Raw genomic sequence first — 15,753 nt, 5'->3', positions numbered from 1 at the left:
TCATGGAATCGTGACGGTGCTGCCGGAACCGCCGCACGTCGCGTGCGGCCCGCCCCGGCGGCGACATGTAATGCGCCGGCCCGCACGGCCCCGGCGCCAGGAGACGACGTGCGACGCCGCCGCGGTGCGGCCCGGCACGCGCCTGCTCAAACGGAGCACTCGCATGCATCACGTACCGAACCAGCCGTTTTCCCGTCCCGCCCGCTTCTCCGACGCCGAATGGCAGGCGCGCGTGCAGCTCGCGGCCGCGTACCGCATCTTCGATCATCTCGGCTGGACCGAGCTGATCTACAACCATATCTCGCTGCGCGTGCCGGATGCCGACGGGCATTTCCTGATCAATCCGTTCGGCCTGCATTACCGCGAGGTGTGCGCGTCGAATCTCGTCAAGGTCGACATCGACGGCAACGTGATCGGCCATTCCGACTGGCCGATCAATCCGGCGGGCTTCACGTTCCACGGTGCGATCCATGCCGCGCTGCCGGATGCGCATTGCGTGATGCACGTGCACACGACGCCCGCGATGGCCGTGTGCAGTTCGCGCGGCGGCCTGTCGTTCTCGAACTTCTACGCGGCGCAGCTGTACGGCAAGGTGGCGTATCACGACTTCGAAGGGATCACGGTGCATCTCGACGAAGGCCGGCGCATCGTCGCGAGCGCCGGCGGACGGCCCGTGCTGCTGCTGAGGAACCACGGGCCGGTCACGATCGGGCGCACGCTCGCGCAGACGTTCTCGCTGATGTGGCTGCTCAATCGCGCGTGCGAAGTGCAGGTCGCGACGCACGCGATCGGCGACCCGCTGCCGATCGCGCCGCCGGTGCTGGAGGCGTGCGTGCGCGACTCGCTGAACTTCGACCCGAAGCACGGCGCGGGGCAGGACGCGTTCGATGCGCTGCAGCGCATCGTCGATCGCATCGATCCGGGTTATCGCGGTTGAAGCGCGTGGCTCGATCTCGACCGATGCGCCGGGCGATGGCGGCAATGATTCGAGATCCTTGACATTCGGCCGCGCGTCGCGGGAATGCCGTGTTCGTCCGTGCTGCAGGCAAAAAAAACGCGGCCGGGTGGCCGCGTAAATACTCGCAGACTCCTTCGGACGAAGGAAACAAGCAACTGTGAAACGAAGTGTAGCGAAAGGCCGCGCGTGGATTCAGGCGTCTTGCTGGAAAGGTCTGTTCCAGGATGCGTCAGTCTGGCCGACGCACTCACTGACCGGCGCCGATCGACTAACATGGGCGGGACGTCGTCCGTCCGGATGGCGCACACCGTCGTACAAGGAGATTCCATGCCGAAGCTGCGTTTCCTCCAGGTGGCGTTGCTCGTGGGCGTGCTGGCCGCCGGCAGCGCCGCCGCCGAAACGGTTCGCCTGGCTGCCGACCTTCAGCCGTCGAGCGAGGTGCCGCCCACCACCAGCCACGGTTCGGGCAAGGTCGACGCGACTTACGACACGGCCACGCACACGTTGCAATGGACGATCACCTACAAGGACCTGACCGGCCCGGCCGCCGCCGCGCATTTCCACGGGCCGGCGTCCGTCGGGCAGAACGCCGGCGTGCAGGTGCCGATGCCGAAGGGCGGCCTCGCGAGCCCGATCCGGGGTGCGAAGGAGCTGAACGATGCGCAGGTGACCGACCTGATGGCTGGCAAGTGGTACTTCAACATCCAGACGAAGGAGCATCCGTCCGGCGAGATTCGCGGGCAGGTGCTGCCGGCCGGCTGAGCGGGGGCGTTTGATATAGAGCCATTCGTCGAACGGCACGGGAACAATCGCACGTACCATCGTGACATTTGCGTAACACGTGATGGAGTGCGTCCGATGAGTTGGCAAAGCAAGTTCGCCTGCTGGCTGCTGCGCTGGCAGTTCCGCCCCGAGACGGCGCGTCCCGTGCTCGATCCCGCGCGTGCCCGGCGCTTCACGGACTTGCGGATGTGGGTGCCGCGCCGTGCGCCTGCCGGCTATCGCCTGCGCGAATGCTACGGCCCGGACGATGCGCCGCTGCGCGGCGAGTGGCTCGAACGGGTGGAGGTGGGGCCCGGGCAGGCGTCCGGACGCACGCTGCTGTATTTCCACGGTGGCGGCTACTACTTCTGTTCGTCGAGGACGCATCGACAGCTCGTGTTCGGGCTGACGAAGCGCGCGGGCGTGCGTTCGTTCTCGCTCGATTACCGGCTCGCGCCGGAACACCGCTTCCCGGCTGCGCTGGACGACGCGCTCGCAGCGTATCGCCGGCTGCTCGACGCGGGTACGCCGCCGGAGTCGATCGTGCTCGGCGGCGATTCGGCGGGCGGCGGCCTCGCGCTCGCGACGCTGGTCGCGCTGCGCGATCGCGGCGAGCCGCTGCCGGCCGGCGCGATCCTGTTCTCGCCGTGGACCGATCTCGCGGCGACCGGCGACACGCTGCGCACCAATGACGGCATCGATCCGATGTTCGCTAGCGCCGCGTTCCCGAAGGCCGCGAAGCTGTATCTCGGCGACGCGTCGCCGACCCATCCGTACGCGTCGCCCCTCTATGCGGATTTCACGGGCCTGCCGCCGCTGTTCATCCAGGTCGCCAGCAACGAGGTGCTGCTCGACGATTCGCGCCGCGTCGCCGACAAGGCGAAGGCAGCCGGCGTCGCGGTCGAGATCGAGATCCGCCCGGACGTGCCGCACGTGTGGCAGCTGTATGCGCCGATGGTGCCGGAGTCGCGGCAGGCGCTCGACCGCGCGGCCGCGTTCCTGCGCCGCGTCGCGGTCGAGCGGGCGGTTCAGCGCGTGGGCGACGCGTCGATCGCCTGATAGGCGGCCTCGACGGCCGCGGCGCCGTACTTGCGCTCGAGCCGCCGCACGGTGAAGTGGCCGTGCGCCATCTGCTGGAAATGATCGATGAACAGCGTGTTGACGGTTGCGCCGAGCACCGCGCCGATCGCCGGGATCGACTTCGCCGCCATCTGCTCGGTCACCTGCACCGAGAAACGCGACGCGACGGTCTGCACGAGCCTGAACAGCGCGGCCGAGCCGTGCGCGCCGATGCCCTTCGACGTGATGTCCGACGACGCCTTCGAGATCGCCTGCGCGAGCGCGCCGCGCAGCACGAAGTAGCCGAGATCGGCGTCCTCTTCGTTGCGCGCCGGGTTGCCGCCCATCCCGAGCACGGCGAGGCACTGCAGCTGCGTGTCCACCGACGACAGGTCCTCGCCTTCGCTGCGCGCGATGTCGCAGACCGAGCGGAAGATCAGCGTCGTCGTGACCGGCAGCTCGACCGGCAGCGCGAAGAAGCCGAACGCGCCGCCGGCGGCGCCCGTCGTCGCGACCGCGAGCTTGTGCAGCAGGTTGCTCGGCTTGTCGTGCATTTCGGGCGCGTCGGCGTCGGGCGCCGGCGCCTTGCCGAGCGTGCGCAGCGCGAGGTTCAGGCACTTGCGCAGCGCGAGCTGGGTCGCGTCGTTGATCTTGCCGGTCGCGAAATCCGGCAGCCTGCCGATCATCTTCTCGATCGGCGTGCCGAGCAGGCTCGTCAGCTTCATCGTCAGCGACGGGCTTTCCAGTACCTGCTTCGCGCGCCGCAGCGCGTCCCGATCGTCTGCCGACAGCGTCGTCGCGACGCCGCTTGAAATCGGTTCCATTTTTCTCCCTTGCAACTGGGGCCGGGCGTCGGCCGGGGCTTAGGTTACTCCACGCGTGCTAAAATTTTCCAATCCTTTGACTTGTCAAAAGTTGTTTCATCAAAAAATGGCCGTCCACACCTCCGCCCACCATTCGAGCGGGCAAGTGCTGCCGTTCCGCGAATCGCTGCTCGCGATGATCGGCATCTCGTTCGTGACGATGCTCGTCGCGCTCGACCAGACCGTCGTCGGCACCGCGCTGCCGACCATCGTTGCCGAACTGAAGGGATTCGACCTGTATGCGTGGGTCGCGACGTCGTACCTGCTCAGCTCGGTGATCACCGTGCCGATCTTCGGGCGGCTCGGCGACTACTACGGGCGCAAGCCGTTCGTGATCGCGTCGATCGTGCTGTTCACGGGCGCGTCGGTGCTGTGCGGGATGGCCAACGACATGCTATCCCTCGTGCTCGCGCGCGGCCTGCAGGGGATCGGCGGCGGGATGCTGGTCGGCACCGCGTTCGCGTGCATTCCCGACCTGTTCCCCGATTCCGTCGTGCGGCTGCGCTGGCAGGTGATGATGAGTTCCGCATTCGGCATCGCGAATGCGATCGGACCGTCGCTCGGCGGCGTGCTGACCCAGTCCCTCGGCTGGCGCTCGGTGTTCTACGTGAACCTGCCGGTCGGCCTGCTGTCGCTGCTGTTCGTGTGGCGCTACCTGCCGCACCTGCGGCAGGTCGAGCACGACCGGAAGATGCGGCTCGACTGGCCGGGCGCAGTCCTGATCGCGCTGTCGCTCGGCGCGCTGCAACTGTTCGTCGAATGGCTGCCGAAGCATGGGGTCTTCGGCTGGCCGACGCTGCTGCTCGGCGTCGCGCTCGCCGCCGGCGTCGGGCTGTGGCGCTGGGAGAAGCGCTGCGCGCAGCCGATTTTGCCGTTCGACATGTTCGGCAATCGCGCGCTGTCCACGCTGTTCGTGCTCGCGATCCTCGCCGGCTTCTCGATGTTCTCGCTGCTGTTCTACGCGCCGCTGCTGTTCCAGGGCGGGTTCGGCATGTCGCCGCGGGAAGCGGGGCTCGTCATCACGCCGCTCGTCGTGTTCATCACGATCGGCAGCATCATGAACGGCCGCGTCGTCACCCGCATCCGCAATCCGAATGCGATGCTGCACGTCGGCTTCGTGCTGTTCGCGATCACGTGCGTCGGCGTCGTCGTGTCGACGCATACGACGCCCCGCTGGCTGCTGATGGCGCTGATGGTCGCGGGCGGCGTCGGCCTGGGCTTCGTGCTGCCGAACCTGACGGTGTTCGCGCAGCAGACCGCCGGACGCGAGCACCTCGGCATCGCCACCGCGCTGCTGCAGTCGCTGCGGATGGTCGGCGGGATGGTCGGCACCGCGCTGACGGGCACGCTCGTCAGCCAGATGTACGCGGGCGGCGTGCGCGACGCGCTCGGCGCCGACCATGCGCTGCAATGGCACGCGCAGCTCGCCGATCCGCAGATCCTGATCGACCGCGCGGCGCAGGCTGGTCTCATAGGCGAGCTGACGCGCGGCGGGCATAATGGCGCGCTGCTGCTGGAAGCCGCCCGCGAATCGCTCGTCAGCGCGATTCACCTGGGCGTCGCCGTGGCGGCGGTGGTGGCCGTGTATGCGGTGTGGCAGTGCCGCCGCGTGCCGCCCATCACGCTGCGGCGCAAGATCGAGCCGCATGTCGCGGCCGATTGACCGATCAACCGATTGAACGACTAGAACTGAACGCATGGAAGAACAGGACCGCGTCGCGATCTTGCAGCAATTCGGACGGACGTATCGCGCGTTCTTGACCGCGTTCGAGGCGCACGTCGGCCAGCCGATGCCGCGCTGGCGCATCATGGTCGCACTGCATTCGCTGGGTGGGGCGTCGTCGCAGAAGCGGCTCGTCGAGATTCTGCGGATCGACCCGGGCGCGCTCACGCGCCAGCTGAAGGCGCTCGACGCGCTTGGCTGGATCGAGCGCGAATCCGACGAGCGCGACAATCGCGTGACGAACGTGAAGCTGACCGCCGACGGGCGTGCGGCGTTCGAGGCGAGCCTGCCGCGCCGCCGGGTGTTCATCGACAAGACGGTCGCGCGGCTGCCGGACGACGTGCTGACGGCGCTGTCCGGCGCGCTGGCGATGCTCGAGGAGCGGATCGCCGACGTCGGCACGCCGCCGACGGCGCGCTGAGCGGGCAGGGGCGTGCGGCCAGCGGCTAGCGGCGCGCGGCCAGCGGCTTCGCCGGCGTGCGGTGTTACAGCTCGATGCGCGTGCCGAGCAGCGCGAGGAATTGCGCGAGCCAGGCCGGATGCGCGGGCCACGCGGGCGCGGTGACGAACGGTGCGTCGGTGACCGCCGCATCGACCGGGATGTCCGCATATTCGCCGCCCGCGAGCTTCACTTCGGGCGCGCAGGCCGGGTAGGCCGAGATGCGCTTGCCGCGGATCACGTCCGCGGCGGCGAGCAACTGCGCCGCATGGCAGATCGCCGCGATCGGCTTGGCCGCAGCTGCGAACGCGCGCACGAGCGCGATTACCTTCGGATCGAGCCGCAGATATTCCGGCGCGCGGCCGCCGGCGATCGCGAGCGCGTCGTAGCGCGCGGCGTCGACGTCGTCGAACGCCGCGTTCAGCGTGAACTGGTGGCCGGGCTTTTCGGTGTAGGTCTGGTCGCCCTCGAAGTCGTGGATCGCGGTCTTGATCTTGTCGCCCGCGCGCTTGCCCGGGCAGACCGCGTCGACGTGGTGGCCGACGGCCTGCAGTGCCTGGAACGGCACCATCGTTTCGTAGTCTTCGGCGAAATCGCCGGTGAGGAGCAGGATCTTCTTCGCGGCCACGGCTTTCTCCTTCCTGCATCGACCGGAGCGGGCGCTTTAGCGCTTGCTCGGGTCCCATGCAAAGTTGAGGGTGGGATCAGGACGAAAGCGCAGTGTACTCCCGCGTCGTTGAATCCGGCGTGACGGCCGCCCCGCTGCGAAAACGGGGCGACCGGCCATGGCGAGCAGCGTCCGTCAGAAGAACGTCTCGACCACTTCCGTCACGCGGAACTGCGGATCAAGCACGAGCAGCTGGCGCCACTTGTCGAACGTCAGGCACGGGTGCGAGATGTCGAACGCGATCATGTCGCCGACCTTCACGTCCGCGCCGGGCGGGATCTGCAGGTACGCGTGCTGGTCCATCAGGCCGGTGATCGCCCAGCCTTCGCTTGCGGCGACGTCGCGCGGCGCGCTGTCGCGGCCCGGGCGGAAATGCCGGGCCGGCTCGGGCAGGCCCGCGTCGAACGCCGAGTCGCGCTTGCCGAGCGCGACGATCGCGCGGGTCGGCTCCGGCACCGACTGCACGTACGCCCACAGCTGCAGCGCGGGCAGCAGCCCTTCGCCCATCTTGCGCGCGGTCGGGTTGCGCGCGAACACGTCGGTCTGCGCCTTCTTGTAGATGCCGACGTCGTGCGTCAGGTAGCAGCCCGGGCGCAGCACGACTTCCGCGAAGCCCGCGCCGGACGCCTTCGCGAATTCCTCCGCGACCACGTCGTACCATGCCGAACCCGCGCCGGACAGGATCGCCGGCGTGCGCGCGAAGCGGCCGGCGGCGGCGAGCTCGCGCGTCAGCGCGACCGCGCCCTGCAGGAACGTGCGGATCTCGCCTTCTTCCTTCAGCACGCCTTCGTAGAGTTCGATCCCGGCCAGCTTCAGCGTGTCCGGATAGCGGGCGAGCGCCGCGAGCACCGCGTCGCGCTGCGCGGCGTCGCGCACGCCGGTGCGGCCGCCCGGCACGCCGAGCTCGAGCAGCACGTTGAGCGACTTCTTCGCGTCGCCGAAGAAGCGGCCGAGCTGGTCGACGCCGTCGGCGGAATCGACGCAGCAGAAGAACTCGAAGTCGGGATCCGACAGCAGCCCCGCGATGATCGTCATATTGTGGCGGCCGACCAGCTGGTTCGCGAGCAGCACGCGCCGCACGCCGCCGTGATATGCGGCCTGCGTCTGGTGCGCGGTCGCGAGCGTGATGCCCCACGCGCCGGCGTCGAGCTGGCGGCGGAACAGCTGCGGCGCCATCGTCGTCTTGCCGTGCGGCGCGAACTTGACGCCGTATTCCTCGACGAACGCCTGCATCCACTTCAGGTTGTGCTCGATGCGGTCCTCGTACAGCACCGCGGCCGGCAGGCTGACGTCCTCCGCGAGCAGGTTCCACTCGAGGCGGCCTGCTTCGCCGAGCGGCACACTTGCGCTCGGCACGATGCCGAGCCCCTTGCCGAACGGATCGATCGTCGCATCCTGATAGTTTGTAACTTTCATGTCATCCCGCTCCATCATTGATATGCATTGCGCCGAAGTTGACATGCCGATGGTACAGAAAGTAGCATCGGCGCGGTAATGTTATTTAGTAACATGGTGCGCCGCACCCTTTCCCGCAGATGAATTCGTCCGCCACTACATCCTCCGTCGCGCCGGCTGCCGGCCCTGCCGCCCAGCCTGGCGTCGACATCGTCGCCCGGATCGCCGAATGCGCGCCCGAGCTGCGCGACGCCGAGCGCAAGGTGGCCGCGTTCATCCTCGCCGATCTCGCGCGCGCCGCGCATGCGAGCATCGGCACGCTCGCACGCGACGCGGACGTGAGTGTCGCGACGGTCACGCGTTTCGCGAAGGCGGTCGGCTGCCGCGACGTGCGCGAGCTGAAGCTGCTCGTCGCGCAGGCGGCGGCGGTCGGCCAGCGCTTTCTCGCGCCGTCCGACGGCGCAGGCGAGGATGACGCGAATCCGGCATCGGTCGTCTACGACGAGATCCAGGTCGCGCTCGCGCACAACCACCAGCTGCTGCGCCAGACGTCGTTCGACGCGGCCGCCGACCTGCTCGCCGGCGCGAGGATGATCTACGTGTACGGGCAGGGCGGCGGCTCGACCGCGCTCGCCGACGAGCTGCGCTTTCGTCTCGTGCGCTTCGGCCGGCCGGTCGCGAGCTACCAGGACAGCGTGCTGCAGCGGATGGTCGCGGCGACGGCGTCGCGCGATTCCGTCGTGGTCGCCTTGTCGGTGAGCGGGCGCGTGCCGGAACTGCTGGAAAGCTGTGCGCTCGCGAAGCGCTACGGCGCGCCGCTGATCGCGGTGACCGCGCCGGCGTCGTCGCTCGCGCAGCTCGCCGACCACCTGATTCCGGTCGTCGCGTTCGAAACCGATTTCATCTACAAGCCGTCGACCTCGCGCTACGCGATGATGATGGCCATCGACGTGCTCGTCACCGAGGTCGCGCTGCGGCTCGGCGACGCGTGCCGCGAATCGCTGCGCCGCGTCAAGCATGCGCTCGATGCGCACCGCGGCGGCGGAGACCGCCAACCGCTAGGAGACTGACCATGCATTCGCATCCCGAAGCCGCCGATACGCTGATCGTCGGCGCGCAGCTGTACGACGGCACCGGCGCGCCGCCCGTCGAGCGCGACGTCGCGATCCGCAACGGCGCGATCGTCGCGATCGGCAATCTGTCGAACTGGCTGGCCGAGGAGGTCGTCGAAGCGAACGGCCGCGCACTTGCGCCGGGCTTCGTCGACGTGCACACGCACGACGACACGCACGTGATCCGCTCGCCGCAGATGCTGCCGAAGATCACGCAGGGCGTGACGACCGTGATCGTCGGCAACTGCGGGATCAGCGCGTCGCCGGTGACGCTCGCGGGCGATCCGCCCGACCCGATGAACCTGCTCGGCGAGCGCGGCGCGTTCCGGTACCCGACCTTTGCCGACTACGTCGCGGCGGTGAACGACGCGCGGCCGGCCGTCAACGTCGCCGCGCTCGTCGGCCACACCGCGCTGCGCAACAACCAGATGGACCGTCTCGACCGCGCGGCCACCGACGCGGAAATCGCCGGCATGCGCGCGCAGCTCGAGGAGGCGCTCGCGCACGGCGCGCTCGGGCTGTCGTCGGGCCTCGCGTACGGCTCCGCGTTCGCGGCGCCGGCCGAGGAGGTGATGGCGCTCGCCGAGCCGCTCGCGAACGCGGGCGCGCTGTACACGACGCACATGCGCACCGAGTTCGACGCGATCCTCGACGCGATGGACGAGGCGTATCGCGTCGGCCGCCACGCGCGGGTGCCGGTCGTGATCTCGCATCTGAAATGCGCGGGCCCGTCGAACTGGGGCCGCAGCACCGAGGTGCTCGCGTCGCTGGAAGGCGCGCGCCGCTACCAGCCGGTCGGCTGCGACTGCTATCCGTACAGCCGCAGCTCGTCGACGCTCGACCTGAAGCAGGTGACGGGCGACATCGACATCACGATCACGTGGTCGGAGCCGCATCCGGAAGTGGCGGGCAAGCTGCTGAAGGCGATCGCGGCCGCGTGGGGCGTGACCGAGCAGGAAGCCGCGCAGCGCATCCGGCCGGCCGGCGCCGTGTACCACAACATGTCCGAGGACGATGTGCGCCGGATCCTGTCGCATCCGGCGACGATGGTCGGCTCGGACGGCCTGCCGAACGATCCGCTGCCGCATCCGCGGCTGTGGGGCGCGTTTCCGCGCGTGCTAGGGCATTACGCGCGCGACACCGGGCTGCTGCCGCTCGAGGAGGCGATCCGCAAGATGACGTCGCTGTCCGCGCGCCGCTTCGGGCTTGCGGGGCGCGGCGAGGTGCGCGTGGGCTTCCACGCGGATCTCGTGCTGTTCGATCCCGAGCGCGTGATCGACGCGGCGACCTTCGACAAGCCGCAGCAGCCCGCGCACGGCATCGACGCGGTGTGGGTCAACGGCGTGCTGACCTACCGCGACGGCCAGCCGACCGGCGAACGCGCGGGCGGGTTCGTCACGCGCGGGGTGCGGGCGCAGGCGGCGGCCGACGCGGCGTTCTGAGCATTGCGCGGTCATCCATCCGCGAATTTTTTCGGCGTGCGTCGTGTCCGGCGCGCGCATTGGCAACCGAAACAGGAGTGAAACGATGAAGCGATATGGCGTAGGCGAAGCGAAGGGGACGGGCGGGCAGGTGATGCCGTTTGCGCGTGCGGTCGAGGCCGACGGCTGGCTGTACGTGTCGGGCCAGACGCCGATGGTCAACGGCGAGGTGGTCGAAGGCGGGATCGTCACGCAGTCGAAGCAGACGATCGAGAACGTGATCGCGATCCTGAAGGAAGCCGGCTACGGCCTCGAGCACGTCGTGCGCTGCGGCGTGTGGCTCGACGACGCGCGCGATTTCGCGTCGTTCAATAAAGTGTTCATCTCGTACTTCGGCGAGCATCCGCCGGCGCGCGCGTGCGTGCAGTCGAGCATGGTGATCGACTGCAAGGTCGAGGTCGATTGCATCGCGTACAAGGCGCCAGGCGCGTAAGCGTATCCGGCGGACCCATGCGCGCGGGTTTGCATGCCGTCGCGCATGGGTCGAGCGAAAGTGAACTGGCAATCACTTGTATTTTGCAATTCGATACGGTTCTTTGTGCCGGAAGAAATTTGAAGCGCCTTGCCCGGCGGGGTTGCAGGCCTGATTGATGGAAGTAGTTTTGATATAGGGTATCCCGATATTACTGAGTTTTGCGAACGCCCTACGATGTGACGGTAGCACTCGTCATAATTGAGCCGAGGGATAAATGCTTTCGATTGACTCCAATGGGATGATTGTTAGTTCGCGTGTGGTGCGGGTCAGGAAGACCCAGATCGAGCGCGGTGCGATGCAGGTGATTAGTGGAGTTATCGTCCATCAAACCGGTGGTTCAACTGCGGCATCTGCTTTCAATAGCTATCAGAATCCGTCTGCTAACGGGGCGCATTTTTTGATCGACAAGGATGGAACGATTTATCAGACGGCATCTTTGAAGAAGCAGACTTGGCATGTCGGCCGTGTCAAGGCGCGCTGTGTTGCGGAAATGCGTTGCACGCCAGTCGAACTGGAGCAACTTCGCCGTTTTGACCCGCGTGGCGAAAACCGGCGGGAGATGCGCAAGGCGGTCCCGGATCGTTACCCTTCCAATACAGATAGCATTGGCGTGGAATTAGTCGGTGAAGCTCTACCGCTCGACGAACCCGTTCCAGAGCGACGAACCTACGTCGCGGCGCCAGAAGCTCAGAATGACTCGCTTCGATGGCTCATTCATGAACTTTCGATAACACTGAACGTCCCGATGGCAGAGGTCTTTCGCCACCCAACGGTATCACGAAAGAACGATACAGAGGCAGCGAGGGTGCAATGGTGACTCGGATCGCAGCTTTGACCTTGGCACTCCTGCTAAACCACAGCGCGGTTGCGGGCACGCTATCCGATCGCTTGTCGCCCAGCAAGACAGGACTCACTGTCGCGCCGGAGTCAATCAAGATCACCAAAAACGGTGCGTGGTCGGCTGATATCAGCGGGTACGAAACGGCGGATACGTGTCGCGCGTTCGTTCTTCGACAGGCGGATGTCAGCGCGTTTTTTAAGCGCGCGAACCGCGTCACCGAACGGGAATACAGCCATGAGTTGGACGCTGCAAATTGCTATGCCGAAGGCAAAGCCTATCTTGCGAATGGTGGTGTGGCGAAATGGAGGATAGACCAAGCAAGGCGCGGTCTCGTTTCCATGCCCGATGGCCGAACACGCTACCTGTATTGTCCGAAGTGCCGAGCCAACGTGTTCGCGCCGAATTAGAGGGATGCTGCTCAATACGAGTTTGCTGATCGATCTTAGGCCGCTCAAGGATCGACATCCGGGGCACGCGGAACATTATTTGCCGGCTCGTCGATTTCGACGCGAGCCAGAGGACAAGGTGTTCTGATGGAAAACGTGCGTTGGGACGAGATCGAAGCCTTCGTCAGATCAGAGGCGGGGCTCGGAAAATCCGCGCCGCTATCCGCCGCCACGAGGCTTTGGGAGGATCTTGGCCAAACCGGCGACGAAGCCAACGATTTCATGGGTCTCTTTTTCGAACGTTTTGCCGTCGATACGGGCGACTTCGATTTCCACAGATATTTTCTGATGGAAGGCGAGGGACTGCTCTATTCGCTGTTCCAGCGTTGGGTTCTTCGAAAGCCGCACGGCCTCAAGCGGGAATCGATCACGCTTGCAATGCTGTACCGCGCCGCCGTCGAAAGGAAATGGGACGCCCGGCGATTGGCCGAGCTGTCGTGAAAGGCTGAGATTGCAGATGTGTGCAACCGATGGCGGCGACATGAACGTAAACGATCAGAGGAATGGCCACGGTGACATGACCCTGCCGATGCTGATCGGCGAATGGGCCGTGTTGATGGAGATCATCCGCCTGCGGCTCGATCACATTGAGCGTATCGATCCCGATTCGCTGGATGAGGACGTGCTTGCCGACCTCTACGAAAACCAGGACACGCTGACGCGCCTGCTGGCCTATATCGAGAACGGCTTCGCGCGCACCTTCGGCGGTCTGCCGCCGGTACCGGTGCGTGAGCGCCGCGCGTGGCCGCCAGCGCCACGAGGTCGGTGCGCTGGCGCGGCATCTGGCTTCGCCCCCGGAACTGTTTGCCCTGGGAACAGCTCGGCACCACTACCGCGTGATGAGCCTCGCGCAACAGGCAACAGCATGAGTCGGATCGCAGATCGCGTCGCGCTTCTGATTTGTGGCGTCGTCTTCGCGGGTATTGCGTGGGCGACCTTCCGGTATGCGGGTGAGTGGGTGATGCCCGTTGTGATGGCCGTGATGCTTGTGGCGCTCGGGAGCGAAGTCCGCCGACTCAGACGCCTACTGGACGGCCACGGCATCGATTGGCGTCCGCGGAGACGCTTTTTCCGCAAGTAGTCTGCATTGGCGGGCCGCGAAATGCCCGCCGGCTTCACTTCGTTTACTGCCGCGCCGTCCGCGCGTTATCCGGCATCGGCTGGTTGTAGTTCGTGCGGAACGGGTTGATATCGAGCCCGCCACGGCGCGTATAACGCGCATACACCGCGAGCTTCACCGGTTTGCACGCATGCAGGATGTCGAGGAAGATCCGCTCGACGCACTGCTCGTGAAAGCCCGTGTGATTGCGGAACGAGATGATGTAGCGCAGCAGGCCCGCGTGGTCGATCTGCGGCCCGACGTAGTGGATCTGCACGCTGCCCCAGTCTGGCTGGCCGGTGACCGGGCAGTTCGACCGCAGCAGGTCGGACACGAGCGTTTCCTCGACCGGCGCCTCGTCGTGCGCGGCGGTCAGCAGCGACGGATCGGGCTCGTAGATGTCGGTGTCGAGATCGAGCCGGTCGAGCGACAGCCCGTCGAGCTCGTCCATCTCGAGCTTGCCGAAATCGTGCGGCGACACGAGCTGCACGGAAACGCTCGCGCCGCACGCGGCCGAGACGTCACGCTTCAGCGCGTCGCGCACCGCATCGATCGACTCGAACTTCGTTTGCGCGAACGCGCCGAGATACAGCTTGAACGACTTCGATTCGACGATGTTCGGCGATTCGGCCGGCACGTAGAACGTCGCGACCGCGACTTGCGGCTTGCCGCGCGCGTTGAGCCACGACAGCTCGTACGCGTTCCAGATGTCGGTGCCGAAGAACGGCAGCGCCGACGTGATGCCGATCTGCGCGCGCGCGCCGGCGCGCGGGATCGGGAACAGCAGCGACGCGTCGTACTGGTTCGCGTAGACGGTTGCCTTGCCGAGCGGGGAGTGTTCGGGATTCATGATGGGCTCGCTCAGGACAGGAACAGGCGATAGGCCGGGTTGCCGCTCTCTTCGACGTGCGGATAGCCGAGCGCCGCGAGGAAACGCTCGAATTCCGCGCGGTCGGTCTGCGGCACCTGCAGGCCGACGAGGATCGAGCTGTAGTCCGCGCCCTGGTTGCGGTAATGGAACAGGCTGATGTTCCAGTCAGGCGCCATCGACGACAGGAACTTCATCAGCGCGCCCGGGCGCTCCGGGAATTCGAAGCGGAACAGCCGTTCGTCGAGCGCGAGCGGCGAGCGGCCGCCGACCATGTAGCGGATGTGCTCCTTCGACAGCTCGTCGTGCGTCAGGTCGACGGTCCGGAAGCCGTGCGACTCGAAGTTCGCGGCGATCTCCGCCGATTCGCCGCGGCGCTTGATCTGCACGCCGACGAAGATGTGCGCGGCCTGCGCATCGGCGATCCGGTAGTTGAACTCGGTGACGTTGCGCTCGCCGACGAGCGAGCAGAAGCGCTTGAAGCTGCCGCGCTCCTCGGGGATCGTCACCGCGAACACCGCTTCGCGCGCCTCGCCGACCTCGGCGCGCTCGGCGACGAAGCGCATCCGGTCGAAGTTCATGTTCGCGCCGGACGTGACCGCGACGAGCGTCTGGTTCTCGATGCCTTCGCGCTCCGCGTAGAGCTTCGCGCCCGCGACCGCGAGCGCGCCGGACGGCTCGAGCACGCTGCGGGTGTCCTGGAACACGTCCTTGATCGCCGCGCACAGCGCGTCGGTGTCGACCGTCACGACGCCGTCGAGATATTCGCTGCAGAGCCGGAAGGTTTCCTCGCCGACGAGCTTCACCGCGGTGCCGTCCGCGAACAGGCCGACCTCGGCCAACTCGATGCGTTCGCCCGCCTTCAGCGACTGCGCCATCGCGCACGAATCCTCGGCCTGCACGCCGATCACCTTGATCTCCGGGCGCACCGCCTTCACGTACGCGGCGACGCCGGACGCGAGTCCGCCGCCGCCGATCGGCACGAAGATCGCGTGAATCGGGCCCTGGTGCTGGCGCAGGATCTCCATCGCGATGGTGCCCTGGCCGGCGATCACGTAAGGATCGTCGAACGGGTGGACGAACGTGAGGCCGCGCGCCTCCTGCACCTTGACCGCGTGCGCGTACGCGTCGCTGTACGACTCGCCCGCCTGGATCACCTCGACGCTCGGGCCGCCGTGCGCGCGCACCGCGTCGACCTTCACCTGCGGCGTCGTGACCGGCACGACGATCACGGCCTTCACGCCCATCCGGGCCGCCGAGAACGCGACGCCCTGCGCATGATTGCCCGCCGACGCGGTGATCACGCCGCGCGCGAGCGCGTCGGGCGGAATGTGCGCCATCTTGTTGTACGCGCCGCGCAGCTTGAACGAGAACACCGGCTGGTTGTCCTCGCGCTTCAGGTAGACGGGGTTGTGCAGCCGGGCCGACAGGTTGCGGGCCGGTTCGAGCTCTGTCTCGATCGCGACGTCGTAGACGCGCGCGGTGAGGATTTTCTTCAGATAATCGTGGGATGCCATGGGCGCTCGCGTGCAGTGCGGATGCAGACGTAAAAGATCAATGATAGC

At 66.8% G+C, this 15,753-nt stretch carries 17 protein-coding genes; 11 read left to right on the top strand and 6 right to left on the bottom strand.

What is annotated here, in order from left to right:
• Positions 1–163: 163 nt before the first annotated feature.
• From B7P44_RS15080 to B7P44_RS15070, 3 genes are all read left to right on the top strand, one after another.
• Positions 164–937, top strand: a complete 774-nt coding sequence (locus tag B7P44_RS15080; RefSeq protein WP_084906709.1) for a class II aldolase/adducin family protein — start codon at positions 164–166, stop codon at positions 935–937.
• 348 nt (positions 938–1,285) lie between these two features.
• Entirely contained in the window at positions 1,286–1,720 is a 435-nt protein-coding gene (locus B7P44_RS15075; protein ID WP_084906707.1) for a CHRD domain-containing protein, read from the top strand.
• Between the two features lie 96 nt (positions 1,721–1,816).
• The gene (locus B7P44_RS15070; RefSeq protein ID WP_084905450.1) at positions 1,817–2,779 is read left to right on the top strand and encodes an alpha/beta hydrolase; all 963 of its coding nucleotides are present in this window, start codon (positions 1,817–1,819) and stop codon (positions 2,777–2,779) included.
• On the opposite strand, the gene B7P44_RS15065 is transcribed toward B7P44_RS15070, so the two are convergent.
• Positions 2,749–3,603 (bottom strand): EcsC family protein, encoded by an 855-nt coding sequence (locus B7P44_RS15065; RefSeq protein ID WP_084905448.1) that lies wholly within the window; start codon positions 3,601–3,603, stop codon positions 2,749–2,751. The two genes, B7P44_RS15070 and B7P44_RS15065, sit on opposite strands and share 31 nt — an antisense overlap.
• Before the next feature lie 106 nt (positions 3,604–3,709).
• Between B7P44_RS15065 and B7P44_RS15060 the strand changes: the two genes are divergently transcribed.
• A complete protein-coding gene (locus B7P44_RS15060; RefSeq protein WP_084905446.1) occupies positions 3,710–5,305 on the top strand; it encodes an MDR family MFS transporter in 1,596 nt (531 codons plus the stop codon).
• Positions 5,306–5,339: 34 nt separating this feature from the next.
• Positions 5,340–5,786, top strand: a complete 447-nt coding sequence (locus B7P44_RS15055; protein WP_084905445.1) for a MarR family winged helix-turn-helix transcriptional regulator — start codon at positions 5,340–5,342, stop codon at positions 5,784–5,786.
• A 64-nt stretch (positions 5,787–5,850) separates the two neighbouring features.
• Here B7P44_RS15055 and B7P44_RS15050 read toward each other — a convergent pair whose 3' ends face one another.
• The gene (locus B7P44_RS15050; RefSeq protein ID WP_084905443.1) at positions 5,851–6,432 is read right to left on the bottom strand and encodes a DJ-1/PfpI family protein; all 582 of its coding nucleotides are present in this window, start codon (positions 6,430–6,432) and stop codon (positions 5,851–5,853) included.
• A gap of 174 nt (positions 6,433–6,606) precedes the next feature.
• Complete coding sequence (locus B7P44_RS15045; RefSeq protein WP_084905441.1) at positions 6,607–7,887, bottom strand: amino acid deaminase; 1,281 nt, start codon at positions 7,885–7,887, stop codon at positions 6,607–6,609.
• 119 nt (positions 7,888–8,006) lie between these two features.
• Here B7P44_RS15045 and B7P44_RS15040 point away from each other — a divergent pair, with 119 nt between their 5' ends.
• The 4 genes from B7P44_RS15040 (at position 8,007) to B7P44_RS15025 (ending at position 11,751) form a co-directional block, all read left to right on the top strand.
• The gene (locus B7P44_RS15040) at positions 8,007–8,936 is read left to right on the top strand and encodes a MurR/RpiR family transcriptional regulator (RefSeq protein WP_084905439.1); all 930 of its coding nucleotides are present in this window, start codon (positions 8,007–8,009) and stop codon (positions 8,934–8,936) included.
• 2 nt (positions 8,937–8,938) lie between these two features.
• Positions 8,939–10,420, top strand: coding sequence for an N-acyl-D-amino-acid deacylase family protein (locus B7P44_RS15035; protein ID WP_084905437.1), 1,482 nt, complete (start codon positions 8,939–8,941; stop codon positions 10,418–10,420).
• 85 nt (positions 10,421–10,505) lie between these two features.
• On the top strand, positions 10,506–10,892 hold the full coding sequence (locus B7P44_RS15030; protein WP_084905435.1) for a RidA family protein: 387 nt from the start codon (positions 10,506–10,508) through the stop codon (positions 10,890–10,892).
• A 256-nt stretch (positions 10,893–11,148) separates the two neighbouring features.
• A complete protein-coding gene (locus B7P44_RS15025; protein ID WP_084905433.1) occupies positions 11,149–11,751 on the top strand; it encodes a peptidoglycan recognition protein family protein in 603 nt (200 codons plus the stop codon).
• A 110-nt stretch (positions 11,752–11,861) separates the two neighbouring features.
• On the opposite strand, the gene B7P44_RS36350 is transcribed toward B7P44_RS15025, so the two are convergent.
• Positions 11,862–12,092 carry a hypothetical protein gene (locus B7P44_RS36350; RefSeq protein WP_133117961.1) on the bottom strand — a complete coding sequence of 77 codons (231 nt, stop codon included), beginning with the start codon at positions 12,090–12,092 and terminating at the stop codon, positions 11,862–11,864.
• A 216-nt stretch (positions 12,093–12,308) separates the two neighbouring features.
• Between B7P44_RS36350 and B7P44_RS15020 the strand changes: the two genes are divergently transcribed.
• Positions 12,309–12,662, top strand: coding sequence for a DUF1493 family protein (locus tag B7P44_RS15020; protein ID WP_084905431.1), 354 nt, complete (start codon positions 12,309–12,311; stop codon positions 12,660–12,662).
• Between the two features lie 16 nt (positions 12,663–12,678).
• Entirely contained in the window at positions 12,679–13,302 is a 624-nt protein-coding gene (locus B7P44_RS15015; RefSeq protein WP_084905429.1) for a hypothetical protein, read from the top strand.
• A 43-nt stretch (positions 13,303–13,345) separates the two neighbouring features.
• Here B7P44_RS15015 and queF read toward each other — a convergent pair whose 3' ends face one another.
• Both queF and ilvA read right to left on the bottom strand, forming a co-directional pair.
• Entirely contained in the window at positions 13,346–14,170 is an 825-nt protein-coding gene (gene queF, locus B7P44_RS15010; protein ID WP_084905427.1) for an NADPH-dependent 7-cyano-7-deazaguanine reductase QueF, read from the bottom strand.
• 11 nt (positions 14,171–14,181) lie between these two features.
• Entirely contained in the window at positions 14,182–15,705 is a 1,524-nt protein-coding gene (gene ilvA, locus B7P44_RS15005; RefSeq protein WP_084905425.1) for a threonine ammonia-lyase, biosynthetic, read from the bottom strand.
• Positions 15,706–15,753: the final 48 nt, after the last annotated feature.

This window comes from Burkholderia ubonensis subsp. mesacidophila (assembly GCF_002097715.1).
Taxonomy (GTDB): domain Bacteria; phylum Pseudomonadota; class Gammaproteobacteria; order Burkholderiales; family Burkholderiaceae; genus Burkholderia; species Burkholderia mesacidophila.
The sequence above is the reverse complement of the archived record's forward strand: the minus strand, read 5'-3'. Positions and strand labels throughout refer to the sequence as shown.

Bases quoted from the DNA above. Each gene is read 5' to 3' on its own strand.
- B7P44_RS15055 (WP_084905445.1), top strand. From the start codon at position 5,340: ATGGAAGAACAGGACCGCGTCGCGATCTTGCAGCAATTCGGACGGACG.
- B7P44_RS15065 (WP_084905448.1), bottom strand. From the start codon at position 3,603: ATGGAACCGATTTCAAGCGGCGTCGCGACGACGCTGTCGGCAGACGAT.
- B7P44_RS15040 (WP_084905439.1), top strand. From the start codon at position 8,007: ATGAATTCGTCCGCCACTACATCCTCCGTCGCGCCGGCTGCCGGCCCT.
- B7P44_RS15015 (WP_084905429.1), top strand. From the start codon at position 12,679: ATGTGTGCAACCGATGGCGGCGACATGAACGTAAACGATCAGAGGAAT.
- B7P44_RS15070 (WP_084905450.1), top strand. From the start codon at position 1,817: ATGAGTTGGCAAAGCAAGTTCGCCTGCTGGCTGCTGCGCTGGCAGTTC.
- B7P44_RS15030 (WP_084905435.1), top strand. From the start codon at position 10,506: ATGAAGCGATATGGCGTAGGCGAAGCGAAGGGGACGGGCGGGCAGGTG.
- B7P44_RS15075 (WP_084906707.1), top strand. From the start codon at position 1,286: ATGCCGAAGCTGCGTTTCCTCCAGGTGGCGTTGCTCGTGGGCGTGCTG.
- B7P44_RS15035 (WP_084905437.1), top strand. From the start codon at position 8,939: ATGCATTCGCATCCCGAAGCCGCCGATACGCTGATCGTCGGCGCGCAG.
- B7P44_RS15080 (WP_084906709.1), top strand. From the start codon at position 164: ATGCATCACGTACCGAACCAGCCGTTTTCCCGTCCCGCCCGCTTCTCC.
- ilvA (WP_084905425.1), bottom strand. From the start codon at position 15,705: ATGGCATCCCACGATTATCTGAAGAAAATCCTCACCGCGCGCGTCTAC.
- B7P44_RS15020 (WP_084905431.1), top strand. From the start codon at position 12,309: ATGGAAAACGTGCGTTGGGACGAGATCGAAGCCTTCGTCAGATCAGAG.
- B7P44_RS15060 (WP_084905446.1), top strand. From the start codon at position 3,710: ATGGCCGTCCACACCTCCGCCCACCATTCGAGCGGGCAAGTGCTGCCG.
- B7P44_RS15025 (WP_084905433.1), top strand. From the start codon at position 11,149: ATGCTTTCGATTGACTCCAATGGGATGATTGTTAGTTCGCGTGTGGTG.
- queF (WP_084905427.1), bottom strand. From the start codon at position 14,170: ATGAATCCCGAACACTCCCCGCTCGGCAAGGCAACCGTCTACGCGAAC.
- B7P44_RS15045 (WP_084905441.1), bottom strand. From the start codon at position 7,887: ATGAAAGTTACAAACTATCAGGATGCGACGATCGATCCGTTCGGCAAG.